24 protein-coding genes and 1 tRNA gene are annotated in these 24,372 nt (G+C 69.9%); 7 read left to right on the top strand and 18 right to left on the bottom strand.

The window, feature by feature from the left end; translation table 11 throughout:
- Nucleotides 1–146: 146 nt before the first annotated feature.
- The 5 genes from ACN27G_RS29760 to ACN27G_RS29740 form a co-directional block, all read right to left on the bottom strand.
- Nucleotides 147–563, bottom strand: coding sequence for a type II toxin-antitoxin system VapC family toxin (locus ACN27G_RS29760; protein ID WP_421496009.1), 417 nt, complete (start codon nucleotides 561–563; stop codon nucleotides 147–149).
- Nucleotides 545–799 (bottom strand): FitA-like ribbon-helix-helix domain-containing protein, encoded by a 255-nt coding sequence (locus ACN27G_RS29755; protein ID WP_092381133.1) that lies wholly within the window; start codon nucleotides 797–799, stop codon nucleotides 545–547. Before ACN27G_RS29755 ends, ACN27G_RS29760 begins: the two co-directional genes overlap by 19 nt.
- Before the next feature lie 113 nt (nucleotides 800–912).
- Nucleotides 913–976 (bottom strand) — tRNA-Lys (locus ACN27G_RS29750).
- 872 nt (nucleotides 977–1,848) lie between these two features.
- On the bottom strand, nucleotides 1,849–2,052 hold the full coding sequence (locus ACN27G_RS29745) for a DUF397 domain-containing protein (RefSeq protein WP_421496008.1): 204 nt from the start codon (nucleotides 2,050–2,052) through the stop codon (nucleotides 1,849–1,851).
- On the bottom strand, nucleotides 2,049–2,912 hold the full coding sequence (locus ACN27G_RS29740) for a helix-turn-helix domain-containing protein (protein ID WP_421496007.1): 864 nt from the start codon (nucleotides 2,910–2,912) through the stop codon (nucleotides 2,049–2,051). The genes ACN27G_RS29745 and ACN27G_RS29740 overlap by 4 nt, the downstream gene beginning before the upstream one ends.
- Nucleotides 2,913–3,140: 228 nt before the next feature.
- Here ACN27G_RS29740 and ACN27G_RS29735 point away from each other — a divergent pair, with 228 nt between their 5' ends.
- From ACN27G_RS29735 to purD, 7 genes are all read left to right on the top strand, one after another.
- Entirely contained in the window at nucleotides 3,141–3,284 is a 144-nt protein-coding gene (locus ACN27G_RS29735; RefSeq protein ID WP_421496006.1) for a hypothetical protein, read from the top strand.
- Nucleotides 3,281–3,526, top strand: coding sequence for a hypothetical protein (locus ACN27G_RS29730; RefSeq protein WP_421496005.1), 246 nt, complete (start codon nucleotides 3,281–3,283; stop codon nucleotides 3,524–3,526). Before ACN27G_RS29735 ends, ACN27G_RS29730 begins: the two co-directional genes overlap by 4 nt.
- Before the next feature lie 636 nt (nucleotides 3,527–4,162).
- Complete coding sequence (locus tag ACN27G_RS29725) at nucleotides 4,163–4,858, top strand: helix-turn-helix domain-containing protein (protein WP_421496004.1); 696 nt, start codon at nucleotides 4,163–4,165, stop codon at nucleotides 4,856–4,858.
- A 211-nt stretch (nucleotides 4,859–5,069) separates the two neighbouring features.
- Nucleotides 5,070–6,149, top strand: a complete 1,080-nt coding sequence (locus ACN27G_RS29720; protein ID WP_421496003.1) for a hypothetical protein — start codon at nucleotides 5,070–5,072, stop codon at nucleotides 6,147–6,149.
- Nucleotides 6,150–6,248: 99 nt separating this feature from the next.
- A complete protein-coding gene (locus ACN27G_RS29715) occupies nucleotides 6,249–7,016 on the top strand; it encodes an ISL3 family transposase (RefSeq protein ID WP_421497475.1) in 768 nt (255 codons plus the stop codon).
- Between the two features lie 13 nt (nucleotides 7,017–7,029).
- Nucleotides 7,030–7,800: a transposase gene (locus tag ACN27G_RS29710; protein WP_421495590.1), complete on the top strand. Its 771-nt coding sequence runs from the start codon at nucleotides 7,030–7,032 to the stop codon at nucleotides 7,798–7,800.
- Nucleotides 7,801–8,412: 612 nt separating this feature from the next.
- Entirely contained in the window at nucleotides 8,413–9,651 is a 1,239-nt protein-coding gene (gene purD / locus ACN27G_RS29705; RefSeq protein WP_421497502.1) for a phosphoribosylamine--glycine ligase, read from the top strand.
- Here the strand turns inward: purD and ACN27G_RS29700 are convergent.
- From ACN27G_RS29700 to ACN27G_RS29640, 13 genes are all read right to left on the bottom strand, one after another.
- A complete protein-coding gene (locus ACN27G_RS29700) occupies nucleotides 9,628–10,641 on the bottom strand; it encodes a hypothetical protein (protein ID WP_421496002.1) in 1,014 nt (337 codons plus the stop codon). The two genes, purD and ACN27G_RS29700, sit on opposite strands and share 24 nt — an antisense overlap.
- Nucleotides 10,616–11,560, bottom strand: a complete 945-nt coding sequence (locus tag ACN27G_RS29695) for a hypothetical protein (protein ID WP_421496001.1) — start codon at nucleotides 11,558–11,560, stop codon at nucleotides 10,616–10,618. Before ACN27G_RS29695 ends, ACN27G_RS29700 begins: the two co-directional genes overlap by 26 nt.
- A complete protein-coding gene (locus ACN27G_RS29690) occupies nucleotides 11,557–12,912 on the bottom strand; it encodes a hypothetical protein (RefSeq protein ID WP_421496000.1) in 1,356 nt (451 codons plus the stop codon). The genes ACN27G_RS29695 and ACN27G_RS29690 overlap by 4 nt, the downstream gene beginning before the upstream one ends.
- On the bottom strand, nucleotides 12,905–14,383 hold the full coding sequence (locus ACN27G_RS29685; protein ID WP_421495999.1) for a hypothetical protein: 1,479 nt from the start codon (nucleotides 14,381–14,383) through the stop codon (nucleotides 12,905–12,907). The genes ACN27G_RS29690 and ACN27G_RS29685 overlap by 8 nt, the downstream gene beginning before the upstream one ends.
- Nucleotides 14,384–14,466: 83 nt before the next feature.
- On the bottom strand, nucleotides 14,467–15,570 hold the full coding sequence (locus ACN27G_RS29680; protein WP_421495998.1) for a pyridoxal phosphate-dependent aminotransferase: 1,104 nt from the start codon (nucleotides 15,568–15,570) through the stop codon (nucleotides 14,467–14,469).
- The gene (locus tag ACN27G_RS29675) at nucleotides 15,567–16,598 is read right to left on the bottom strand and encodes an NAD(P)-dependent oxidoreductase (protein ID WP_421495997.1); all 1,032 of its coding nucleotides are present in this window, start codon (nucleotides 16,596–16,598) and stop codon (nucleotides 15,567–15,569) included. Before ACN27G_RS29675 ends, ACN27G_RS29680 begins: the two co-directional genes overlap by 4 nt.
- Complete coding sequence (aepY, locus tag ACN27G_RS29670) at nucleotides 16,595–17,749, bottom strand: phosphonopyruvate decarboxylase (RefSeq protein WP_421495996.1); 1,155 nt, start codon at nucleotides 17,747–17,749, stop codon at nucleotides 16,595–16,597. The genes ACN27G_RS29675 and aepY overlap by 4 nt, the downstream gene beginning before the upstream one ends.
- Complete coding sequence (locus tag ACN27G_RS29665) at nucleotides 17,746–18,612, bottom strand: isocitrate lyase/phosphoenolpyruvate mutase family protein (protein WP_421495995.1); 867 nt, start codon at nucleotides 18,610–18,612, stop codon at nucleotides 17,746–17,748. The genes aepY and ACN27G_RS29665 overlap by 4 nt, the downstream gene beginning before the upstream one ends.
- A gap of 1 nt (nucleotide 18,613) precedes the next feature.
- On the bottom strand, nucleotides 18,614–19,987 hold the full coding sequence (locus tag ACN27G_RS29660; protein WP_421495994.1) for an XRE family transcriptional regulator: 1,374 nt from the start codon (nucleotides 19,985–19,987) through the stop codon (nucleotides 18,614–18,616).
- Nucleotides 19,988–20,069: 82 nt separating this feature from the next.
- Nucleotides 20,070–21,086: a 2,3-diaminopropionate biosynthesis protein SbnB gene (sbnB, locus tag ACN27G_RS29655; RefSeq protein ID WP_421495993.1), complete on the bottom strand. Its 1,017-nt coding sequence runs from the start codon at nucleotides 21,084–21,086 to the stop codon at nucleotides 20,070–20,072.
- A 54-nt stretch (nucleotides 21,087–21,140) separates the two neighbouring features.
- Nucleotides 21,141–22,124 (bottom strand): 2,3-diaminopropionate biosynthesis protein SbnA, encoded by a 984-nt coding sequence (gene sbnA / locus ACN27G_RS29650; protein WP_421495992.1) that lies wholly within the window; start codon nucleotides 22,122–22,124, stop codon nucleotides 21,141–21,143.
- Between the two features lie 627 nt (nucleotides 22,125–22,751).
- Nucleotides 22,752–23,780, bottom strand: a complete 1,029-nt coding sequence (locus ACN27G_RS29645; RefSeq protein WP_421495991.1) for an alcohol dehydrogenase catalytic domain-containing protein — start codon at nucleotides 23,778–23,780, stop codon at nucleotides 22,752–22,754.
- A 121-nt stretch (nucleotides 23,781–23,901) separates the two neighbouring features.
- Complete coding sequence (locus tag ACN27G_RS29640; protein WP_421495990.1) at nucleotides 23,902–24,327, bottom strand: hypothetical protein; 426 nt, start codon at nucleotides 24,325–24,327, stop codon at nucleotides 23,902–23,904.
- Nucleotides 24,328–24,372: the final 45 nt, after the last annotated feature.

Genomic DNA, 24,372 nt, shown 5'->3' with positions numbered 1-24,372 from the left:
AGGCCGACGACGTAGGCGCGCAGCGTGTCGAGCGTGGGCCGGAGGTACCACCATGCGAACCACGCCGCGACGATCGCAGGTGATCCGCTTCCACTCAGGTTGTCCGGCCTGAGGGCGTCAGGCCGATGATCCTCGGGCGGCCACCGTCAGGACACCGCGAGCAGTCGGAACTCGCAGCGGACGCCGCCGGCCTTGGCGAGCCGACCATCACCGGTCACGAGTGGGCAGGCCAACAACTCCGCCGCCGCGACGTAAACCGCGTCGTACGCCGTGACACTGCCTCGCAACTGCCACATCCGGTCGAGCAGCATTGCGATGGCAACCTCGTCGATGACCAACGAGGGCAGGGTGCCGATCGCCTCCTGAGCCCGGGCAAGGCCGAGCTTCCCACCGAGGACCTTGCCTCTGATCACCGACATGACCTCGACCAGAAGATGGCTCGGTGCGGCCCAGTGCGGATCTCCGGTCAGCTCCGCCCGCGCCGCGTCGCCGACCGGCCCGTCGTCGACCAGGGCGTCGGCCAGAACCGACGCATCCACGACGATCATGCGGCGCTTCCCCATGGTCCGCGCTGCTCCCGCTGGTCATTCAACTCGGCCGCGCTCTCCCCCGGCAGGGAGCGAGCACCGTCCGATCGGCCGGCGAAGCGATCAAGGGCCGCGGTGTTGCGCAGCCGGCGAGCCTGGGTCTCCACCAGATCCAGCAGGTACGCCTGGAGTGACTGCCCGCGCGCCTTGGCCTGCGCTGCCAGGGCGTCTCGTACTTCTTCCGGCACGTCCCGAATCTGGAGAGCAACCATGCATTCATTGTGCATGCAGTATCACCCGCTCGCCAGGAAAGACTCGAGGCTTCGATCAACCGGTTCGCATGACGACTGCGACACGGCCAAGAACCGCAGTTCAGAGAAGTCCGTGGGTCGCCGGGGACTCGAACCCCGAACCTAAGGATTAAAAGTCTTCAGCTCTGCCATTGAGACATAGAAGAAGGTCAACCTGGCAACCTTGTCACCTGCCGATATTCACCAGTTCGATACCTGTGCGCGTCCATATAGGACGCGGGGTGCTCCTGGGGTGATCGTCTGTCGGGCAGGCTATCAGTCCGCGAGGCGCTCTGCCAATCCTGGAGAGCGGGACCAAATCCGTCGAGGTACCGCGAGCCCTGACGTTCACATATGCCGAATGAAGTCGGTGACGATCCACCGGCCGGCATGCCGCAGCCGCTTGTCATCACGTGCGTCAAGGCGCTGCAGTGCGGTCGCCAGCTCGGCACTGGTCGGTTGGCGACAGCAGCAGCCTGAGCCACCGCGGTGGTGCGGACAGGTGCGCCCGGCCGCCCCGGCGGCGGCTCAGTCCGGGTGGCTCCACGCCCGGCGCGGCGGCGTCCACGTCGACGATGGCCGGCAACATGCGCGACCTGATGCGAGCCGTCGGCCGCAGTCTGCTGCCAGCAGCCCCGGCCGCCTGAGACAACGACTGCAGGTTGCTCTCATCGCAGCAAGCGGCGACCGTGACCTTGGCTGGGCGACAGGTGATCGTCGGACGCCTCGGGACACGTGCGGCACCGACGTCGAGTCCGGGCCGACCGTGCAGGGTCATAGCAGCCGGCGGGTGGCCCCCAGCGCCAGGCTGCGCCGCCGCCCGTGGTGGGCCGACCGGGCGCCACCCGGGTCAGAGGGGCGTAGCGGCCTTGAGATGAACACACTTGGAAGCCTCACCCGCGCTCGGGAGTGCCGCTCGCGGATGAGGCTTCGAATCGACGTACACCGTTAGGTCCGCCTACACGCAAAACGGCCCCTCGGCGTGGTGGGGCCGCGTGATCATGTTCAGCAGCGGCGGCTGCTGCTTGGGCCTAGAGCAGGTCGTTGAACTCGCCCTTGGCCGCGCCGTCAAGGAACGCGTCGAACTCTCGCAGGGTGAAGACCAGGACGGGGCCATCAGGATTTTTGGAGTCGCGCACGCCGATAACGTCGCCGACGCGGGCGACTTCAAGGCAGGCGCCGTTGTTTTGTGAGCGGGTGCTCTTGCGCCACACGGCGCCCTCGAAACCGGTCATTTCAACTCCTCTGCCACCTGGCGGATCAGGGCTGTTGAGTCATTCGGGCTCAAAGCCATCGCGCGCAGGCGGTCAAATGCCAGGATAGCGCTGTTGGTGTCGGCTTGGCTCTCGGGATACAGGTCGCCAGCCATGGTCTCGATGTAAACGACCGGCGGGTCGGTCGGCTCGTCGAACCGAAGAACGATGAAGGAACCCGGCGTTCCCGGGTGCGCCCCGACGGCGAAGGGCATGACCTGGATGTCGACGTGCGGGAGCGTGGCAACCTCGGCGATGTGGCGCAGTTGATCGTACAGCGTCCTTGGGCCACCAACCTGGCGACGGACTACCGCCTCGTCCAGGACGATCCATACCTTCGGTGGATCATCCCGAGTCAAGATCTCCTGACGTTGCACACGGACCTCTACCCGACGGCTGATCTCGTCGTCTGAGTACCGCGTCGCGCCGCCCTGGAACATGGCTCGCGCGTATGCCTCGGTCTGCAGCAACCCAGGCATGGTGCTGGCGTCGTAGCTCCAGATCTGGCCCGCCTCGGCTTCGAAGCCGATGTACGTGGCGTACTGCTCTGGGATCGAGCCGACGTACTTGTGCCACCACCCGCGTTGTGATGCCGCTTTGGCGACCTCGGTGAGGTAGGCGACGGTTTCCGCGTCAGCCCCGTACGTGGCGAGCAGCATCTTCACGACCGGGAGCCGCACACCAACTTGAGCCCGCTCGACGCGGGACAGGTGCGACATGGAGATCCCGGCCGAAGTGGCGGCCCGCTCGATGGTCATGTTCGCCGCCTCGCGCAAACGGACAAGTTCGCGCGCCAAGCGCCGCCGTCGGACCGTTGGACTCGCTGCCACGTCGCACAGCATGGCACACCCTGACGAGCGAATGTCGTCCGGCTTCTTGCATCAGACAACTTGCCTAACGCCACCGGCGTAAGCCATTCTGTCGGTAAGCGATTCGTTAGGCGCCAGTTGACCAACCCGCGCCGAGCCGCCGAGCCACCGTGCCCGGCAACCGGGGCCGGTTCATCGGCTGACGATCAAAGATCGAATGCCCTCAGTGGCGTTCGATCAGCAGATCAGAGGTGGTGCGGCATGTTGATCGGCGCCGTGATCGCCGCGTTGGTGGTGGGCTACCTCGCGGGGTTGCTGTCGTTCAAGGCCAAGGATCGATGGTGCCCGCATTGCGGCGCCGCGACGAGTGATCTGGCGCGTCAGCGGATCGGGCAGTCGAAATGACCACCCTCAAGCTCGGCGATGTGACCGAGGCCGGTGACCGGGACTACAAGTACGGAACAGGCCCGCTGATCTTGCGGGTACCGAGAATCGGCGACCGGCAGCACACCGCGGATGGCGAATGGCTTGATCTTGACGGGCTGGAGCTGCGGTCGGACGGTCCGCAGGTCGAACCGCAGCCCCGCCATGCCGAGGTCCGCGTGGCGGCGTTGCGTGCCTGGCGGGGCCCAAATGCGCGGCGGTGATCACCACGATCAGACGAGTCGAACACGACTGGGTCCGTGGGCGGCCCGCACGTCGACTCACCGCACCTCGCCCATGTCACGGCAAGGCACGAAGCGGGCAGCGTCCCAAGTCCGCCGCTCGACCATTGATCAGAGGAAGGGGCATAGCCGTGGATCGTGGCCATGCGCCGACTTTCCCTGTTCCCGCAGGAGAAGTCGTAACCAAGGACAGCAGGCAGCCCGTCCGAGTGGCACTACGCATGTCGGTGCACGCGGTGTGCGTGCTGGTGTATCGCAAGCACCGCGACGACGGCGCGGGATCTTGTGCTCAGTGCGGCGACGTGAGTCCATGCCGGCGGCGCCGTAACGCCGGGTCGGTGATCGAGGCCTACTCGGACGACCCGCAGCGGTATGACCTTCCGAAGGGGCAGTTCCAGCTGGTGGCTGGAGTCACGTCGGTGATTTAGGTGTGCCGCGTGCTGACCGGGTGGGGCGCCGCGCAGCCTGGGGTATCAACCCAGCCCCGGCCGTCCGTACCTCAGCCACGGTGGACGCGGTGAGCACTCCGCAGGTGGCCGACGGTGCACGAATCTACTCACTCGCCGAGCGCAGGGCACGGTGACCATGGCGGACGGAGCATGGATGAGGCGGCCGGGTGTGACCTCGCAGCGGGGCACCCTCGTTGCGGAAGCAGGAGTCATCACGCGGACACAGGTGGCCCAGGCGCGCAAGGACCTTGGTCGGCAACTGGCCGCCTGGCGGGATGCGGCCGAGTTGACACAGGTGGATCTCGCTCGGCGAACCTGCTACTCCCGAAGCGCGGTCGCCAACGTGGAGATCGGCCGGCAGAACATTTCCCGCCCGTTCTGGCAGCAGGCCGACCGCCTGTGCGGGGCAGCAGGTGCCCTGCTGGCGGCGTTCGACCAGCTGGAGGCGGTGGTCCGGGCCTTTCAGACGCAGACTGCTCGGGTGCGAGAGGAGCAACGGACCCCGCGGTACGCGCCACCGCCGTCCGTCGCGACTGGGTGTGGATGCGGGTTGGCGGTGGGCCTGTGGACCGGGCAGGAGACGCGCGCGCTGCGTGAGGCGATGCGAATGACCGTGCGGGTATTCGCCAAGTACCTGGGAGTGACCACCGCGACCGTTTCCGGGTGGGAACACCGAGACGCCCCGACCCCTCCGAGGCTGTCAACCCAGGCGCTGTTGGATCAGGCCCTCAAGGACGCCGACGCCGACGCGAAGACGCGCTTCGCGCTGATCCTGCGCAGCCTCCCACCCGGCGCGTGCAGCGACGCGAGCGAGTCACCGGTTACCCCGTTGCATCGGCCAGAGCGGGCACGTACCGCGTCTTGAACCTGAGTCCAACTGCGGGCCTGGCGTCCTCGATCGGGGCTCTTCCGGCCGCCCGGCGCAGCGTGTTTCCAACGCGGTCGCCAGCGTCACGGGGCATGATCCTTTAGGGCAATCCGTCGGACGCACCGATCCGCCCGCTGGTCTTCCCCACTGCAACACCATTCAGTGCGGTGTGCCCGGGGAGGATGGGCGAATCGGTGCGGGAGGTGCGGTGACGACGTACGCCTTGGATCCGGAGTCCGGGTCGGTGCTGGCGGTGTGGGCGGCTGGCGTCGGCCACCGTGCGACGTCGATCTGCCGGCTGCCGGCCGTACTCATGGAGCCGATTGGGCTGCAGCTGTGCGAGGGCCTAACCGGGTTGTCGCTGGCGCTGTGGGAGACCTACCACCGCATCGATGCCGACGACGGCCCCGATATCCGCGACCTGCTGGACAAGGAACGTGGCGTGGGGTTCAGCGGAGTATTAGCGGCTATCGGCGCCCCACACCTGCCGGACGCGCACGGTGGACTGACCGAGTCCTACGACCCGCTCCTGGAATACGCCCACACCGTCGGCCGCGCGCTCCACGAGATCGCCGATGCGGGCGTGACGGCGGCGGTGACCACCGAGGTCCGCGCCGAGATCGACGCCGTGGGACGGGCCGGGCTGGGTGACCTATCCGGCCGGGCGGCACAGGCGGTGTCCCTGGAACGTCTGGACGTGTCACCGGTCCAGGTGACAGCGGCGGACCAACTCCTGCACGAACACCCGCTCGGCAGCGACGCCCTGTTCACCACGGTCGACACCGCAGCGGCCTGCGTCGCCGCCGCGCACTGGCTGGTCGCCGCGGCTGAGGTAGCCGCCGACGCGACCGGCGTCGCCCCGGCTGGGGTCTTCCCATTCGCCGACGACATCGAGTCGGTCTCGGTGGAGGTGCCCGCGTACGTCGTGAGTGTGACGCTCGACGATTCGGCGACGCCACGCGAGGCAGTGAGCAGCCTGCTCGCCGAGGCCCACGCGGTACGTGAAGGCCGTATCCCGGACCCCGCCGGGTTGCTCCAGCGCGTCGACGCCGCCCGCGAGCAGATCCGCCGGATCGACGTCGCCCACCGCGAGCAGACACTCGCTGCGTTACTCGACAGGGTGACCCCGCTGGGATCCCCAGCGTCCGGCCCGAGACCTGCTCGAGCATTTCCTCAGCGGGCTGCGTGCCTGCCTGCTCGTCTACCGGGAGGAGGCCGCCGACAGCGTTGGTGCCGCGAGCGGGGGCGACGATGCCCTCAACGCAAGCGAGGATGGTCTCGACGATGAGTTCCGGGTTCTGTCGACGATCTTGTGATGTGGACAGTTGCGGCGGCAGCATTCGGGAGCCGTTGATCATGTGGGGCGTGTTCGCTTGTAGAGCAGCTACTGCCTCATCTGTCAGGTCTACTGATCGATGGTGTTGAGCATAGGGAGGGCGATGTCATTCTCTCCACCCGAGTCCTGTCCTCGACCGCGCGATGCCACGGTTGCCAACAGCCCTCTGCTCGTGTTCACGGCCGCTACCTGCGACAACTGCGTGATCTTGCGACCGCCGGGATCGGCGTGATCCTTCAGATCCAGGTACGCCGATTCCGCTGCGATAACGTCGCCTGCACCGTGGTGACCTTCGCCGAGCAGGTCGACGGAGTGACCACCCCGCATGCCCGCTTCACGCCCGGGTTGCGGGTGTTGCTCACCGAGATCGGTCTGGCACTGGCAGGCCGTGCCGGGGCCCGGCTGGCTGCCGTGCTCGGGATGCCGGCCGGACGAGACACACTGTTACGACTGGTCAAAGCCTTGCCGGACCCGACGGCGAGGGCCGTGACAGTGCTGGGCGTCGACGACTTCGCGTTCCGGCGAGGCCGCCACTACGGCACCGTGCTCATCGACATGGCCACCCACCGCCCGATCGAGATGTTCGACGGCCGCGATGGCGACAGTCTCGCAGCCTGGCTGCGGCAACATCCGGAGGTCGAGGTCATCTGCCGGGATCGGGCCGGCGGCTATGGCGAAGGAGCCCGGCAAGGCGCCCCGGACGCGGTGCAGGTCGCTGACCGGTTTCACCTCTGGATGAATCTGGGCCAGGCGATCGAGAAGACCGTCAACGCCCACCGGGCTGGACTCGCAGCGCCAACACCGCCGCCCGGCTGGTGACACCGAACCAGAAGTGGTGCAGCCGCTGCCCGAGAAGAAGATCGTCACGCGGCTGCGGGCGAACTACACCGCCGTCCAAGAGTTAGCCGCTCAGGGCATGTCCAAAGCGGCGATCGGACGCAAGCTCGGCCTACACCAGGCCACCGTCCGCAAGTTCGCCAACGCCCGCAGCATCGAAGACCTCACCGCGGTCACCGAACAGCGGACCCATGTGGTCGACCCGTTCACCGGCTACCTGCACCAACGCTGGAACGAGGGCGAACGCAACGCCACCCAACTCTTCCGCGAGATTCAGCAGAAAGGCTACCCAGGCGGCGAACTCGCTGTTCAGCGTTACCTTCGCAGCTTCCGGAAGGGTCGCGGGCACGCCCCACATCCGGGCCCGAAACCACCCACCGTCCGCCAGGTCACTTCATGGATCATGACCCACCCCGACCGGGTCGACTCCCGCGACGCCGCGAAACTACGCGACATCCGCAATCGCGACCAGAGCCTGGATCGCCTGGTCAAACATGTCCGAGCCTTCGCGGTGATGATGACCAGCCGCCACGGCGACCGCCTCGACGACTGGATCACCGCCGCCGAGAACGACACCATGGCACCGCTGGCCGGATTCGCCCGAAACCTGCGCCGCGACATCGACGCGATCCGCAACGGCCTGACCCTGCCGCACAGCTCGGGACCCGTCGAAGGAAGCATCAACCGCATCAAGATGATCAAACGGCAGATGTTCGGCCGAGCCGGCCTCTTACTGCTCCGCAAACGCGCTCTTCTCGCCCGCTGATCATCACAAGATCGTCGACAGAACCGAGTTCCTTGACGCCCTCGGCGCGAAGGCTGCTGAGGCGTTCACGGCCGCGGTTCGACAACGCGCCGCCCGCGACCGGGACCGGCTTACCAGGTAGTCAGCGCGGGCCGGTGTCGCGCCGGCATCACGCCACGGCTGGGGGGCCTACCCGCGTCGTCGCGCCCACCCGTCGGCACGGATGTCTGCGGCTCGCGAGGAAGCGGACCCAAAGCCGGTTCTTCCTGCCGGCACGATGATGTCCAGGACGTTCCCGCCGTGACGCGACACTCGATGCCTTCCCCGCTGCTGGCGCAGTCGGTGTCGCGGTTCTGCACCGGCACGTCGTCGAACCACCGGACAGCTTCACCGGATCGGTGGAATCCGTTCCCGCCAGCGCCAGAGCGTAGATGTGACTCTTACGAGACTCGATCTTCGAGCACGACCCGGCGGCCCCGGCGCCACGACGGCCGGACCGGGGTGAACTCATCCCCGGGCCGCGGCAGGCGAGCGCGGCGGGGCGCAGAGCATCAGCGCGGACTGAGTGCAGTCGTCACCCGCCGCAACCGCGCGGTGCGTCTGCCGGTTCTGGTTGCCCCCTATCATGTCGCCATGCGCGTTCTCGTTGTGGGATCTGGCGGCCGTGAGCATGCCCTCGCCGCGGCCTTGGCCGCGGACCCTGGAGTCACCGCTGTGGCATCGGCCCCGGGCAATCCCGGCATGGGGAGCCTCGGCCCGCTGTTCCCGGTGAACCCGCTGGATGCCGAGGCAGTGGCCGGCGCTGCCGTGGAGTTTCGCGCCGACCTCGTCGTCGTCGGCCCCGAAGCGGCTCTGGTCGCTGGGGTCACCGATGCTGTGCAGTCCGCCGGCATCGCATGCTTCGGCCCGACCCGCAGCGCCGCGGAGCTGGAGGGCTCCAAGACCTTCGCGAAGTCGGTCATGGCCGCCGCCGGGGTACCGACCGCCCGTTCGCGGTCGTGTACCACCGCGGCCGAGGTGGCCGCCGCGCTGGACGAGTTCGGGCCGCCGTATGTGGTGAAGAACGACTCTCTGGCCGCGGGCAAGGGCGTCGTTGTCACCGACGACCGGGACACGGCCGTCGCGCATGCCGCTGGGTGCGACCGTGTGGTGGTCGAGGAGTTCCTCAACGGTCCGGAGATCTCGCTGTTCGTGGTCACCGACGGCACTACTGCGGTGCCGTTGAAGCTGGCTCAGGACTACAAGCGGGCGGGGACCGGCGACACCGGGCTGAACACCGGCGGCATGGGCGCGTACGCCACGATCACCTGGGTTCCGGACGATGTGGTGCCCCAGGTGATGCAAACCGTGGTGTATCCGGTGTTGAAGGAGATGACCGACCGGCAAGCCCCGTTCGCCGGGCTGCTGTATGTCGGGTTGTGCTTGACCGCGCAGGGCCCGCGCGTCATCGAGTTCAACGCGCGGTTCGGGGATCCGGAGGCCCAGGTCCTGCTGCCGCTGCTGAAGACCAGCCCGGCCGAGCTGTTCCGCCGTGCGGCGACCGGAACCCTCGCCGAGCTAGGGCCGCTGCAGTGGCACGACCAGTCCGCCGTTACCGTGGTGATCGCCTCCAAGGGCTATCCGGAGAGCCCGAGCGCTGGTGACCTCATCACTGGCGCGGACGGGTCCGGCTACCTGCACGCCGGCACCCGCCTCACTGGCGACGGACGGCTGGTGACCTCCGGCGGTCGGGCGATCTGCTGCACCGCCACAGGCGACACCCTCGATGAGGCCCGGGCCGCGGCGTACGAACTCGCTGGCCGGGTCACGCTGGACGGAGCGGTCTGGCGGGCCGACATCGGCCTGCCGTCACCGCTGACCGGGCCCCGGTAGCTTCCCGGCAGTCTGGCAGACAACCAGGTCGTCGTAGGTCAGTCCGGTCGCGGCGAACGCCTGCGCCAGATCGTGCCCAGGCCCCAGGCCGACGTTCGTGTTGATCTCCAGCGCGGTGACCGCCCCGTCGGCGCCGAGGATGAAGTCGGTCCGGGACAGCCCGTTCGCGGCGACCGCGCGATGCACGGTCGCGGCGTACCTGCGGAGCCCGGCCTCGGCTGCGTGTTCGAGTCCGGCCGGGGCGCGTTGCGGGTCTTTCTTCCAGGCCGCGTCCATGACCGGCCGGTCGTCGAGGAGGTACTCCAGCGGCGCCAGGGTGTAGATCCGGCCGAGCAGCGTGACCGAGCCGACCGTGACGATCCTGCCCCGCGTGTACGGCTCGACGAGCAGCGGGCCCTGCGCGGCCTGGACCACGCGGGCGGCTTCTGCGGCGGTGGGCACCCATTGGATTCCCTCGCTGGCGTTGCCGTCGTCCGGTTTCACCACGAACTCGGTCGCGCCGCCGGCCTGCAGCGGCGCCAGCTGGTCGCCGATCCGAGTCCCGCCCGTCGTCAGCAGGTAGGGCAGGGTGGGCACTGCGTCGCGCAGCATCAGCTGCTTCACCAGGCTCTTGCGCTGCGAAAGCAGGTCGGTACTGCTGGGGTGGCCAGCCCGGCGCACCCCGAGGGAGTCGAGGACCGCCGGGAGCAGGCCGGTGCGGTTGAAGGGGCCGTGAGTGAACTTGACCACCACGTCCGAGCTGGTCAGCAACTTGGCGGCCGGTGGCAGGTACAGCTCGTGCACGTCGTCGAAGTGCACCTGCGTCACGGTGGCGGCGCGCCGGGTCAGTGTGTCGGTGAAGCCGGTGAGCTCTGCAGCCTCGATCGGCGTCGTGCCGTTGCGGGCGAGCAGGCACACCGCGGCGCTGGCGAGCCGCTGGTGTGCCGCGGTGACCGCCTCGTGCAGCGCTGGCGTGCTGGCCGGGTCAGATGAAGGACGGGGCGACGTCACGGGTCACCTCCCGGGCCGGGATGTGGTAGCTGGTCAGTGCGCCTTGATCGGTGCCGGTCGACACCCGGATGTCGCCGGCCGGTGTGCGCAGGCGCAAACCGTGCAGGAGCACGTCGCGGTGGTACCACGGCGCCCGCGGTACCAGGGCCGCGGTCAGGAAGGTGATCGCGCCGGTGAGCGGCAGGCCGGGGTGCCAGCGGCCGTGGTAGATGGTGCGGGCGGCGATCGTGTCGCGATCTCCGGCGGCGAGGACGGCCAGCTTCGGCAGGTCACCGCCGGCGGGGAGGCCGAGCTGGGCCTGGACCTGGGCGACGGCGTCGGTGACCGGGCGCAGCAGTACGGGGTCGGCGGGGCCGGTCAGGCCCAGCAGCTCGCGGGCGCTCAACCCGACCACGTTAGCGTCGAGCAGCACGTACGGGTTGTTCACCCGGACGGCGAGCACGCCGGGGCAGCCGGGCGTGGCCAGCACGACGTCGGCGGGCCGCACCGGCGTCGCCGGCCGCACCTCGACGTCCACCGAACCCGAGCACAGCGACGGGCTGACGGCGACGACCAGGCCGGTATCGGCGTTCACGATCGTGGCGGTCGCGTCGGCGGCGATCGCAGAATAGGCCGCCACTGTGGAGTTGACGCAGTCCCGGCCAGCGTGGGCGACCCCGAACATGGTCTCGGCAGCTCCGGTGAGCTGCAGGAACCGGCCGAGGAACCGACCGTCCGGGCCCGGGGCGACGAAGATCGCCTTGCTGAACCCGCTCTGGCGGCGCAGCCGGGGGTAGGCGCGGCGCAGCAGCGTCTCGCAGCCGGCGGCGTCCGGCAGCCGCGTGGTGGAGAACACGGCGGTGGGTCCGGGCGCGCCGACGGTGGTGTTCACGCTGGCGGTGACACCCAGACCCGCCGAGCGAAGCAGCGGCGTGGTCATCGCGCCAGTCCCAGGTTGGTCAGCGCGTGCGTGGTCGCGGCCCCGAAAGTGTCACACCAGCGGGGGTGCACGGTCGGGTGGGAGCCGACGTTCGCACCGTTCATCTCGATCGGCACGGTCTTGCCGTCTTCCTCACGGATGACACAGTCGACCGAGCCGTACGCGAACTGAGGTCCGGCGCCGCCGCCGATCGCCTCGTGATCGTCGGCGAACGCGTGTGCCCAGATCGCGGCGGCGTGCTGGCACAGCTGCACCAGCGCATCTGGGGTGAGGCCGAGCGCGGCCATGATCTGCGGGGAGGTGGCGGGGAAGAACCGCCGGCCTGGCAGCGCGGCGCCGGCTGGTGGCGCGTTCAGGTTCGTCATTGCCGACGCGGCGGTGATCGGTACCTCATCGAGCAGCGGAGTCTGTGCCCGGCGGACCATGCCGGGCAGGCCGCGCACACCGCCGCTGGCCGGGTCGTACACGACGAAAATGCGCAGGTCGGTGACGCACCCGTCGATGCGGGCCGCCGTGACGAACGGGCTGACGGTGACCGGGAACGGATCCGTACCCCCGTACTTGCGGGATAGGGCTGCGCCGATCTCGGCGAGGATCCGGTCCGCCACAGCAGCGGTGCCCTGCTGGCGGGTCTTCGTGCGGGCAGTGAAGGTGACGCCGGTGCCTTGCGACGCGCTGAACGGGCGGATGACGGCGCTGTGGTGCTCGGCGAGGACCTGCTCGAGCGCCCCGGCCAGTTCTTCGGCGGTGGTCGCCCGGTGGTGGTCGAGCGCCACGAGGTCGTCGTGACCGCGGCAGTACTTAGCGAAGTGCTCCGCCTGGATCGCTTTGTGGGCGGCGATCAAGGACCCGTTGACGAGCGGGGTGCGCACCGGCCATCGCGGGTCCTGCGGGTCGAGATCGAGCAGCCCGTGCCGCCACAGGTAGCCGGGCGTCATCTCGCTCATGACGGCGTCGCAGCGGCGACCGCGGAACAGCAGCTCGCCGGCCTCGACGGAAAGGTCAGCGACCGCCTGCTCGAACGGGAGGAACACCACCACGTTCGTGTGCTTGAGCAGGGCCGCCGCGGCCGGGTCGGCCAGGCTGTGCTGGGTCAGGACGTGGTAGGTCGGGTGGGCGCGGACGAAGTGGTCGGCGCAGTTGGCCCGGTCGATGCAGTCGGCGGTCGCTGCCGGGTACGGCCACAGGATTAGGACCGGATCGGCACCCCCGGCAACGGCGGAGACAGGAAGCGGGGCCAGCGACGACGTCCAGCACGCCGCGGTCAGGTCAGGGTCCTGGAACTGGCCGACGAGTTCCTCCGACGCGGTGGTGCCGGTCGGCTGAGCGGCCCGGAACAGGGTTTCACGCATGGGGCTGCCCTCCTGCCGGTGACGGGCCGGCTTCAACGCGGATGTCGTGCCGGAATGCGCCGTGCCAGACGCCGGCGTCGTCAACGGATGCGGGGGTTTTCGACGCCCCGGACACCTTCCAGGTGGTGCCGAGGCTGGCGACACCGCCGAGGACCTGCGGTGGCGGCCCGGCCTGCTCGCTCAGGTGCAGGTAGACGCCGAACTTGGCGTGCAGGTCGAGGGTGGTCAGCTCGTCGGGGCGCGACATCAGCGTGGCCGGGACCTGCCAGCGATGCCCCAGGTAGGGCTGGATGACCCACGGTTCGCCCAGGGCGACGGCGCGGTCGAGGACCACCTTCAGGGTGGCGGCGGCCTGGTCGGGGCTGCCGTCGAGCCGGTGGACGCCCTGCCCGCCGTGGTTGCGGAACTGGTCGATGGAGCCGCACTTGAGCACCAGCAGCCCGCGCAGATCCTCGGGCAGGTCCAGCACGGCGTCCCACGAGTCGAGGTGGGCGACGGTGTCGCGGTCGTCGTGCCGCAGGTGCGGGACCAGCGCTTCCAGGTCGGGCCGGTCGGGGTTGAGGATGATCGTCGGGATCAGCGTTCGTCGGACGGTGTCGGGGAAGTACTGCTCGTAGCCGGGCGTGAACGGCAACGCGAGCGGCAGTTTCTGGTTGAACAGGTAGCTCGGTGGGGTGTCGAGCACGACCCTTCCAGCGGTGGCCGCGGTGACGAGCGCGTCGATGAGTTCGACCGGCATCACTTCGGTGAGCCGGTCGAGGAACAGGTGGTGCAGCGGGTGCGTCTGTCCGTCGTGGTCGACCAGGAGCTGGTCTCCGTCGCGGCGCAGCATCGTGGTGATGGCGTCGAAGTCCGACCAGGCGAGGGTGGTGCCGAGGCGGGCGAGTTCGGTGTTGAGGAACTGTTCGGCGTCGCCCCAGCCGCAGCGGCCGGTGTTGACACTGCATCCGTCGCCGGCGAACACGCCGGCCCACGCCTTCACCAGGTCCCCGAACGGGCGATGGGCGGGGTCGAGGGGGAACACGGTGCGGTAGGACCGGTCGATGGCGGCGAGCCAGCCTTCCCCGGCGCCTTTCCATTGGACTTCGGTGACGAAGTGGTCGCTGCCGAGGTCGACGCAGTCGAGCCGGCCGATCCGGGGCCGGTCGCGGCGCCGCGCTGATGCGCGTTGCAGGCGCCGCATGTCGGGGTCGAGGCCCCATTCGATTCGGCCGAGCAGGTCGCTGGGGTGGTCCTTGTCGAGCAGTGCCAGGTACAAGTCGAGCAGACCTTCGTACCAGCGGTCCACGGCAGCGGCGTCTTCGGGCAGCCGGGCGGCGGCGCTGGCGGGGATCAGGGTGGAGGTTGGCGACAGCAGCCCGGCGAACGGTGCGCCGTCGTAGCGCAGGTGGTTCTTGGTGAACTCGGCGAGGAGGGCCTGGTTGCGGTCCGGTGGGCGGGTGATGATCTTCACGGCGGTGGGTGTGGTCATGGCAGGTGCCGGCGTCGGCCGCCAGGCGGACGCCGTTCTCCTTTCCCGTAAGGCGCGGGGGTGCCGCCGGGGGCGGCCGGGGGTCAGGTTTCGGCTGAGGTGGTGGTGAGGGCGGCGGTGAGCCGTTGCAGGCCGGTGGCCAGCGTCGGCGCGTCGACGGCGGCGGAGAGGCGGATGTGGCCTGGGGTGCCGAACGCGGCGCCGTCGACGACGGCGACGCCGTGCTCGTGGCGCAGCCAGGCGGTGACGTCGGACCTGGGTCCGGGGGCGATGGTCGCCAGCCAGCCGCGCAGGTCGGGGAAGAGGAAGAATCCGGCGTCCGGGGCCGGGCATCGCACGCCGGGGATGGCGTCCAGCCGGGCGGCGGTCTGCCGGACTTGGTCCGCTAGGTCGGCCAGGGCGGCGGTGCGGGTCCCGGCCGGCGCGGTCAGGGCGGCGAGAGCGGCCTGCTGGGTGCGGGTGGACACTCCGCCGATCAGATGGGACGCGACTGCGGTCAGGGCCGGCATCAGGTCGCCGGTGATCGCCCAGCCGAGCCGGATCCCGGCGGCGGCGTGGCTCTTGGTGAGCCCGTCGACCACGACGCAGTGCGGGGCGAGGGTGTCGGTGAGCTCCAGGGGCGACGGTGTCGTCGGCGTGGCCAGCCCGCGATATACCTGGTCGAACAGCACGATGATGCCGTGCTGGTGCGCCCAGCCGAGTACCGCGGTGACGGTGTCGGCGTCCACCACCGCGCCGTCGGGGTTGCGGGGACTGTTGATCACCACGATCGCGGTGCGGCTGGTCCGGGCCGCCTCCAGCGCCGTGACCTCCGGGTACGGGCCGTAGTCCACCGGGTGAGCGCCGGCGCACTGGACGAGTGCGGGATAGCTGCCCCAGTGCGGGACCGGCAGCAGCACGTCGCGGCCGGTGGCCTGCAGCAGGGTGAGGAACACCGCGGTCCGGGCGCCCGGGGTGACCAGCACCTGCCCGGCTGTCACCGGTGCGGTGCCGGTCGCGTACGCGGCGATCCGGCTGCGCAGGTCCGGGTCGCCGGCGGTGTCCGCGTACGCCTGGTCCGCCGGGCCGATGGTGCGGCTGACACCGTCGGGGTGCGGGAACGGCAGCCGGACGTCACCGGCGGCGAGGTCGACGACCCCGTCCGGCAGCGGCCGGCGGGCGGTGCTCGACATTTCGACTCCGGTCATCGCATGGTCCTGGCCTGGACGGTGCCGACCCGCACCGGCGTGCCGTCGAGGACGTCTCGGACGATCTGCGCGACCCGGCGCCGGCCGCTCGTCTCCGCCTGCGCGGAGAGGAACGCGCGGTGGCTGGTGACCAGCACGCCCGGGTGCTCGAGCACCGGCTTCCAGCGCGGGTCGGTGTGCGGGTTCTCCGGGCTGAACACGTCGAGAGCCGCACCGGCGATCTGGCCGTCGGCGAGCGCGGCGGCGAGCGCGTCCGGGTCGACCAGCCGGCCCCGGGCCGCGTTGACCAGGTACGCGCCGGGTCGGATCGCGGTGAACGCGGCCTGGTCGAGCATGCCGTCGGTGGTCTCATCGAGGGGGCAGTGCAGGGTCACCAGATCCGAGCCGGCCAGCAGGTCTAGCAACGTCGGCACGGCCTTGGCGCCGTACCCTTCGGCCAGGTCGGCGCCGAGGTAGGGGTCGTAGACCAACGTCCGGCCGTAGAACGGTCCGAGCAGGCGGGCGACGGCGCGGCCGATCCGGCCGAATCCGACGATCCCGAGCGTGTGGTCGCTGAGCCGGCGGGGCACGCCGCCGGCGTAGATGTCGAACGTGCCGCTGGTCAGGCCGAGGTGTTGGGGGATCAGGCGCCGCTCGAGCGCGAGGGCGAACGCGGCGGTGTGGGCGGCCACCTCGGCCACGCAGTAGTCGGGAATGTTGTAGGCGGCGATACCGCGTTCGGCCAACTGTTCGGCGTGCAGGTTGTCGACGCCGACACCCTGGCGGACCACCGCTTGCAGGCCGGGCCCGGCAGCGTCCAGCAGCTCCGGGGTCACCTGGCACCGGTAGACCACCAGCACCTGGACACCGGTCGCCGCCGCGTTCAGGGTGGATCCGGTGTTCGCATAGCGGATGCCGTCGTGCGGACCGAACCGCAGGTCCACGCCGGCGAGCGTGGCCCGTTCGATCCCGGCCAGGTGGGGGTCCGGTCTCCCGTCGGGGACCAGCCACGGCGGATCGGTGTACAGCACCGCGGGCAACACCGTCATCGGTCCTCCTCCACACCAGGGCGGCACAGGTCGCCTCGGGCCGGCCTGCTGGGCGCCAGGGCGGCCCGGAACCGGGCGGCAAGCTCGGCAACGGCGAGGGTCTCGGATGCCCGTGGCGCGGTGCCGGCGCGGCCGGTGACACCGTGCACGGTCAGCAGCACCGGCCCCGGCGCGGTCAGCGCCTGTTTGACGCCGACGCTCAGGTCGGACTCGTCGGCGACGGTGAGCGTGGTGCGGTAGCCGCAGGCCCGTGCGACGGCGCAGAAGTCGACCCGGCCGGGTGCCGGTTGCCCGCCGGTTGACTCGTAGCCGCCGTTGTCGAACACGACATGGATCAGGTTCGGCGGCTGGGCGCCGCCGACGACGGCGAGCGCACCGAGATGCATCAGCGCGGCGCCGTCGCCGTCGAGGACGACGACCTTCTGGTGCGGGTTCTGCAGGGCGACGCCGAGCGCGACGCTGATGACGTGTCCCATCGAGCCCTGCATGTAGAAGTGCTCGGGCCGGTCACCGGTGCCCAGCAGCGCGCGGGACAGATAGCCGGTCGTGGCGAGGATCGGATTCCCGCCGGGCAGCTGGGAGCAGATCTCACGAGCGAGGTCCTCCCCGGTGATCCCGGCCGGTGGGGCGGCCCGTTTCGGAGCTCGGCCGGTATCGATGGCGTCCTTGCCGACCAGGATGAACGCTGGCCGGTGGTCGGCCAGTACGGGGCCGGCCTGGGTGAGCAGGTCGGCGAAGGCCGCGCCGCCGGCGGTGAGCTCCCAGAACGGTAGGTCGAGGGTGTGCAGCCAGTCGTGGACGACCCGGCCCATGATCTGGTGTTGTGGTTCGCCTGCCGTGGCGTGCGGCCAGCCCCGCATGCTCATGATGACCAGCACGGGGACCCGGTAGGGCAGGGCCAGCGACGTCAGCGGATTGATCAGGTTCCCGAACCCGGAGTTCTGGACGAGGACCGCGCTCGGTGTGCCGGCCAGCTGGGCGCCGACGGCGAGGGCCAGCGCGCCGCCCTCGTTCGCGGCGGGGGTGTAGGTCAGCGCCGGATGATCGTCGATGAGCCGCAGCGGCCCGGCGAAGTAGGAGCACGGAACCCCGGAGACGTGCCGCACGCCCGCGCCGGCCAGGGCGTCGAGGAACTCTGCCGGGGTGGTCACGGTGTGGCCTTGAACGCGGCCGGCATTCCCTGCAGCGCGAACACTTCCGGCATCGAGGCGAGGCCGTCCTCCAGGTCCGCGGCCGTCCCGGCGCGGTGCAGCGCGGTGAGCGTGTCTGTGACGGTGCGCACGGTCGCGCGGATGCCGTGGTTGGCGTAGATGACCATGCGGTAGCCGGCGTCGAACAGTTCGACCTCGGTGACCTGCGGGTACGTGGTGGGGATCGCGACCAGGGGGACGTCGCGGTCCCAGGCGGCGCCGAACTTCAGCACCTGGTCGGGGTGCACGCTCTTGCTGTGCACGAGGATCGCGTCGGCGCCCACGTCCGCGTACAGGTGCGCACGCTCCACGGCCTCGTCGAGGTCGCCGCCTGCGATCAGCGCTTCCGTGCGGGCGATCACCAGGAACTGCGACCCGGTCTGCGCCTGCTTCCCGGCCCGGATCTTGCCGGCGAACTCCGCGGCCGGCAGCAGGTCCTGCGCCGCGTCGGCGAAGCTGTTGATCTTCGGGAACTGTTTGTCCTCGATGCAGATGCCGGCGATGCCGCGCGCTTCGTAGCGTCGCACCGCGTAGGCGAAGTTGCGGGCGTCGCCGAAGCCGGTGTCGCCGTCGGCGATGACCGGCAGCGGGGCGGCGAGGGTCATCGTCTCCGCGACGTCGAGGAACTGACTCATCGACAGGATGCTCGCGTCCGGCACGCCGTGGCTGGCGGACGCGGCGAAGCTGGACGCCCACACCCCTTCGAAGCCGGCCTGGTGGATCAGTTTCGCGGTCAGCCCGTCGTGACCGCCGACCAGCCGGACGATCTTCGGTCCCTGCAGCAGCTGCCGCAGCGTGCCTGCTCTGTTCTCGATGCGGTTCACGTCAGCGTTTCCCTTCGAGGCTGTACCACAGGTGGGTGTCTCGGACGTAGCGGTGCCGGCCGTCGTCGGCCATGGCACCGAGCGCGAACCGCACGTCGGGCCGGACCGCGCCGCCGATCCGCAGGACCAGCAGCCGGCCGCCACGGAAGAACGCGACCGGGACCAGCGGTTTGAGGTAGACCGAGTCGCCGGGGGCGAGGGCGGCATGATGCTGGCCGTCGCCGCTGGTCCAGGTCATCTGGGTGCCTTTGTCGCCGAGCACGTACACGTACTGGTGCTGATAGGTGCTCAGCCACGCCGGCCCGTCCGGTTCGGCCGACCGCGGGTGCAGCTCGACGGCCGTGGTGTGCGGGTGCAGCCGGTCTCCGGCAAGTTGCACGACGTCGTAGGCCGGTGCCTGCTGCGGGCCGAGTTGCCAGCGGCGCGCGTCCACTGCGCGCTGCACGACCACCCCGTCGGCGGACGCGTCCGCAGTGATGGGCAGCAGCTCGCGCGGGTGGACTCGCAGCGCCGCGGCCAGCGGCGCCAGCTCTGACACGGCGGCAGTCACCTTGCCGGTCAGCAAGGCGTCCACCCGCAGGGGTTCGATGCCGGAGCGGGCAGCCAGCTCGGCGGGGCCGAGCATCCGCGCTTGCAGGAACGACGCCAGCAGCGCCGCTTGACCATGCCCGGCGCCGTTGAAGGTCAGCGCCTGCGCGGCGTCACCGCCGAGGACAGCCAGTTCCCGTTGCGGATCGCCGGTAAGGTCACCGCCGTAGGTGAGGGCGAGGATGTGGGCCGGCTCGCCGGCGTCACGGCGGGTGAACGAATGAGGTGCGAACGGCAGCCCGAACACCGAGTCGCCGGTATTCATCGGGATGCAGTAGGAGCGGCCGTTCCACCGGTAGTAGTAGTTGACTTTCCCGACCATGTACGTGAACTGGTAGAGCAGGTGACCGCTGTTCCACTGCACGGCCGGGTTGTCCCAGTAGTTGTCGCCGACGGTGCACAGCATGCCGATCCACTCGGGCCGGTACGACGCCAGCCGCGACATCGCGGTGTCCCGGTAGGTGTAGTAGGCGGTCCCGCCGCGGGCGATGGTGCGTTCGCTGGCGGTGGAGTCGCTGGCCCGGCAGATGCGCACGTCGAGGTTCGTGTCGTCGTGCAGCGGCAGCAGATCACGCACGTTGACCGGCCAGACCGCAGCGGCGGCGGCGAGCAGTTCCCAGGTGATCGGCTCGTGGCCGTCGACGAGGCGGGTGAAGGTGCCCGGTGGTAGCCGTAGGTCGGTGTCCGCGACCTCGTCGGGCCGTTTCAGGTCGTTTGCGGTCGCGCGCAGCAGCGCGCGCAGGCGCAGCTGTACGCCGGGGTCCTGCAGCGTGTCGGATTCGAGCATCTGTGGCACACCACCTTCCTGAGGTCCTGGCCGGGGCAACTGCGGTCCCGGCGCTGGGTCGGGCATTGATGGGGCTGCGGGGTCAGCGGAGCGGGTCGGAGAAGAAGCCGGGCACGGTGGTGACCGCACCCTGGTCCTGGCATTGCTGGTAGACCCACTGACCGAGAGCAAGGTCGAGGACGCCCAGGCCGAACGGGGCGACAATCGCCGGCCGGCCGTCGCGGGCGACCCGTCCGGTCAGCACGTCGGCGATGGTCCCGGACAGGAAGGCCCGGTCGCCGAGCGTGCGTTCGGCCACCTGCACTGAGGTGTTTTCCCGGAAGGCGTGCTCCGGGTCGTCGGTGATGTTCTGGCTGACGCTGATCAGGTTCGGCCCGAGGTCACGCAGGGACAGGTGCAGCACCAGCGGGCAGTTCGTGAGCAGGGCCGGGTCCAGCAGGTACGGCGTGTTCGCGGTCGTGGTCAGCACGATCAGGCCGCATTCGTCGAAGAGGTCCGCGACGTCGGTCGTCACCCGCGCCGCCGTGGCGCGGCCCTCGAGCAGCCGAGCCCGGAACTGCTGCGCGCGGTCGCGGTAGGTGTCGAGCAGGGTGTAGCCGCCGATGTCCCAGCCCAGTTCAGTCAGGAACAGGCAGACGTGGGCGGCGATCAGGCCCGTGCCGACGATCCCGACCCGGGCGGCCTTGCGGCGGCCGGCGAGCTTCTCCGCAGTCAGGACCGCCGACGCCGCGGTCCGGGTCGCGGAGATCACCGACCCCTCCAGCACGGCGATCGGATAGCCGGTGCGGGTGTCGTTGAGGACCAGGACAGCCGACGTCCGCTCCCGCCCAGCGGCGACGTTGTCCGGGAAGCTGGCGATCCACTTGATGCCGGCGATACCGAAGTCGCCGGCCAAGTGCCCGGCCAGGGCGATGAACCGGTCCGGTCGGGGCGGGTCGGGTCGCACGAACACGCTGTGCGGAAGCGCGGCGCCGCCATCGGCGTGCGTGAGGTACGCCCGGCTGATCACGTCCAGGCAGTCGGCGCGGTGACCGGTGATCTGGCTGAGGATGTCGTTGCCTCGCACGAGGGTGAGGCCGCCCCCGGAGTCTGCTGTCATGGTGTTTCGGCGCTGGTCGCGCCGTCCTCCTCGCTGTGGCTGGGCGGGACGGGGTCAGCAAGATATGGAGGCCAGCTGCGGCGCGAGGTCGAGGCCGAGTTCGTCGCGCACCCACCGCTTGTCGTAGATCGTGTCGGTGTAGGCGGTGCCGTGGTCCGCGCACAGGAACGCGACGATGGGTCGTCCCCGACATCCGGCGAAGTACTGGTCGATGGCGGCGAGCACACTGCCGGTCGACCCGCCGACGTACAGGCCGGTGTCGCGCACCAGACGTCGACACGTCAGGACGGTGTCGCGTTCCGAGACGCGTACGACGTCGTCGACGATCGCCTGCTCGACCAGGCCGGGTTGGATCGACGACCCGATCCCGGGAATGCGGCGGCGGCCAGCCGCTCCGCCGAAGATCACCGAGCCTTCAGTGTCGACGGCGATCACCTTCGCTACCGGGCGGTCGCGTTTGATGCGCTGGGAAAACCCGGCGAGGGTCGCACCGGTGCCGACACCGACGAAGACATAGTCGACCGTGGGCAGGTCCGCGCACAGCTGGGCGCCCGTGAACTCGAAATGCCCGCAGGCGGCGGCCGGGTTGGCGTACTGGTTCGGCCAGTAGGCGCCGGGATCCTCGGCCCGTAACTGCTGAACCACGTCCAACCTGCGGGTGAGGAACCTATGCTCATCGCCGGTGACCACCTTTTCCACCCGATCGCACCCGAGGCGCAGCAATCGCTCCGTCGGGACATTGATCGTCGGGTCGATGACCGGGACGAACCGCAGCCCGAGGTACCGGCAGGGCGTCGTCAACGACACGGCGAAGTTGCCCGATGACGACTCCACCACCGTGGTTCCCGGGGCGATCAGCCCAGCGCGGGCTGCTTCGCACAGAATCGCGTACGCGGAACGGTCCTTGGTGCTGCCGGTGGGGTTGCTCGACTCGAGCTTGAGGTACAGATCGACGCGTTCGTGCCTCAGCGCGACCAGCGGTGTTGGGCGCATCGCCGCACCGAGCCGTTCGATGCGGTCGATCAGCGGATCGGTCATCTGCGCCCGCACCCGCCGTGCGAGACCCCGCCGACCACTCCGCGCCGGCGGGCGGCTATCGCGGGCGCAGGATCCTCACCGGACCGACGATCGGGACAGTCAGGTACCCGGACCATGGTGAACTCCTTCGGAGAAGGTGCACGTTCGCGCCTATACGCGGGTGGGCTCACCTGCGGCGGACGCTTGGGTGGTTGACGTCCTCCACCGAACCGGGTGCGAACCGATGTCGGGCAGACCCCATGGCTGACTCCGACAATTCATTGACATTCAGTGCAGTGTCGGTTGCGGTCCATGTCTGTTGCGCGTTCGGCCTGGTGGGGCCCCGCCAGGCGCTCGTACGCCGGGCTGTGGACGTGGCCGGCGGCTGCCGAAGGACGCGAACCGATCCGGGGCGGCGATGCCCGCTGGCGTGGGCGATCGACCGTGTGGGTGGGCGTCTCAGTGTTGTCCCATAGGCGAGCGAGGTTGGCCTGTGCAGAGGTCGACGTCGTGTGCAGGTGTTGTACCACCGCGGCAGATCTGCTGGAGCGGCGCGGTGCTGTGACCGTGCGACGGGCGCTGGCGAAGACAGGTCGCGATGTCCCGAGCGCGTCGCCGCGTGCGGCATGGCCTGGCTTGCCTGCCCAGTCAGCGTCCCGGTCGTACGGACTGCCGTGCGGCGGTGCCGGCCAGCGCGGCGCGGAACGCCTCATCGAGCTGTTCCAGAGGCCACCGGCCGGCGGTGAGGTCAGCGAACGGGTAGTGGTGCTGGTGCGCTGCCAGGAAGCCGACGGCGGTCTGCAGGTCAGTGGGACGGTAGTTGTGCACCCCGGTGATGGTGAGCAGGTTCCGCACGACCCGTTCCGGGTCGAGCGCAATGCTGGGCCCGGGTGACACCGAGCCGGCAAGGACGAGGGTGCCGCCGACGGTCAGGGCATCCAGGCAGATCTGGACCAACCCGGCGCGACCGGAGAGTTCGAGCGCAGCGTCGGCGCCGTCGACCGGCTCCGCGGTCACGGCCGCCGCGCCGAACAGCAGCGCCCGCTCCTGGCGCCTGCGGTCAGGCTCGTACACGACCACCGTTACGCCGAGCTGGGCCAACATCGCGGTGGCGGTGATCCCGAGCATCCCAGCGCCTGCGACAAGAACTCGCATACCCGGCTGCAGTGATCCGGCCGCCGCCACGGCTGCGGCGGCCGTCGCGGTTGCGCAGCTGGCCGGCGCGGCCACCCCGTCCGAGATGGTGTCCGGCACCGCGACGACGGTGGTTCCGGGAAAGAGCAGGCAGTGCGCGGCCAGCCCTCCCGTCAGCGGCCGGGCGGTGTCGAAGGGCTCATGGCCGTACTTCTTGACGTTCACGCACTTTTGCGGGGTGATCTCGCACCGGGTGCATCGTCCGCAGGAGGCGGTGACCGACCACACCACCCGTTGCCCCACCGCCACTGCGGCATTGGCGCCGACCGCAGCGACGGTACCCACCTGCTCGTGGCCGAGGACGCACGGGCGTGGACCCGGCCGGCGGCCGGTCACGGTCTTCACGTCGCTGCCGCAGATCGTGGCGAGGTCCACCGCCACGAGAACCTCATCTGGATGCAGCTCGTGTGGAAGAGGCGCCGTCTGGACGGCGAAGCTGGTCCCCGGACCGTTCCAAAGGCTGTACCGCGCATCGGCAACCATGCCGGAACCCTAACGGCGCTGAGGGCCGACCAGCCCCGTCCACATCCGGCCGGATCGCTCGCGCGGACCGGGTCGCCATCTGCGGGTGCAGCCCATACGCTGCTGTTGATGGCCATCACGGTCAATGCGGAGGGGTCATGCCACCGAGGGGTGAGCTGGGCAGGGGTCGATGGGCGCAGACACCCATTCCCGGATCGGGGCGACGCCGTTGTGCATCGTCGTCGCGGGAGGCGGGCTGGTGACGGTCCACGGCCACAGGTGCGGACCGAGGATGAACCGGCCGTGCGCGTCGGCGTAAGGTGACCTGGCTTTGCGCGTGGGGGGTGCCGGTGAACCAGGTGGTGACCAGCACGTCGCCGTACAGGTCGAGCTGCGGTAGCCCGGAGCCGGGCAGCTGGTCGGCGTAGAAGGTGTGCAGGGTGTCGATGGCGTCGGCGAGGGTGTCGTGGTCGAACCGCACGACTGTCACGGCGCGGGCGTGTTCGCCGGTGCAGACCTCGGCCGTCCAGGCGGTGTGCAGTCCGTCCACGCTGACCGTCGCCGGCATCCAGTGGTGGCCGACCTGGTCGGCGGTGGCGGCGTCACCTCGCGC

Source organism: Plantactinospora sp. WMMB334 (assembly GCF_049179095.1).
Classification (GTDB): domain Bacteria; phylum Actinomycetota; class Actinomycetes; order Mycobacteriales; family Micromonosporaceae; genus Plantactinospora.
The sequence above is the reverse complement of the archived record's forward strand: the minus strand, read 5'-3'. Positions and strand labels throughout refer to the sequence as shown.

Bases quoted from the DNA above. Each gene is read 5' to 3' on its own strand.
- ACN27G_RS29685 (WP_421495999.1), bottom strand. From the start codon at position 14,383: ATGACCACACCCACCGCCGTGAAGATCATCACCCGCCCACCGGACCGC.
- ACN27G_RS29645 (WP_421495991.1), bottom strand. From the start codon at position 23,780: ATGGTTGCCGATGCGCGGTACAGCCTTTGGAACGGTCCGGGGACCAGC.
- ACN27G_RS29740 (WP_421496007.1), bottom strand. From the start codon at position 2,912: ATGCTGTGCGACGTGGCAGCGAGTCCAACGGTCCGACGGCGGCGCTTG.
- ACN27G_RS29680 (WP_421495998.1), bottom strand. From the start codon at position 15,570: ATGACCGGAGTCGAAATGTCGAGCACCGCCCGCCGGCCGCTGCCGGAC.
- purD (WP_421497502.1), top strand. From the start codon at position 8,413: ATGCGCGTTCTCGTTGTGGGATCTGGCGGCCGTGAGCATGCCCTCGCC.
- ACN27G_RS29730 (WP_421496005.1), top strand. From the start codon at position 3,281: ATGACCACCCTCAAGCTCGGCGATGTGACCGAGGCCGGTGACCGGGAC.
- ACN27G_RS29675 (WP_421495997.1), bottom strand. From the start codon at position 16,598: ATGACGGTGTTGCCCGCGGTGCTGTACACCGATCCGCCGTGGCTGGTC.
- ACN27G_RS29745 (WP_421496008.1), bottom strand. From the start codon at position 2,052: ATGACCGGTTTCGAGGGCGCCGTGTGGCGCAAGAGCACCCGCTCACAA.
- ACN27G_RS29690 (WP_421496000.1), bottom strand. From the start codon at position 12,912: ATGCGTGAAACCCTGTTCCGGGCCGCTCAGCCGACCGGCACCACCGCG.
- sbnB (WP_421495993.1), bottom strand. From the start codon at position 21,086: ATGACAGCAGACTCCGGGGGCGGCCTCACCCTCGTGCGAGGCAACGAC.
- ACN27G_RS29695 (WP_421496001.1), bottom strand. From the start codon at position 11,560: ATGACCACGCCGCTGCTTCGCTCGGCGGGTCTGGGTGTCACCGCCAGC.
- sbnA (WP_421495992.1), bottom strand. From the start codon at position 22,124: ATGACCGATCCGCTGATCGACCGCATCGAACGGCTCGGTGCGGCGATG.
- ACN27G_RS29760 (WP_421496009.1), bottom strand. From the start codon at position 563: ATGGGGAAGCGCCGCATGATCGTCGTGGATGCGTCGGTTCTGGCCGAC.
- ACN27G_RS29755 (WP_092381133.1), bottom strand. From the start codon at position 799: ATGGTTGCTCTCCAGATTCGGGACGTGCCGGAAGAAGTACGAGACGCC.
- ACN27G_RS29640 (WP_421495990.1), bottom strand. From the start codon at position 24,327: ATGCCGGCGACGGTCAGCGTGGACGGACTGCACACCGCCTGGACGGCC.
- ACN27G_RS29735 (WP_421496006.1), top strand. From the start codon at position 3,141: ATGTTGATCGGCGCCGTGATCGCCGCGTTGGTGGTGGGCTACCTCGCG.
- ACN27G_RS29660 (WP_421495994.1), bottom strand. From the start codon at position 19,987: ATGCTCGAATCCGACACGCTGCAGGACCCCGGCGTACAGCTGCGCCTG.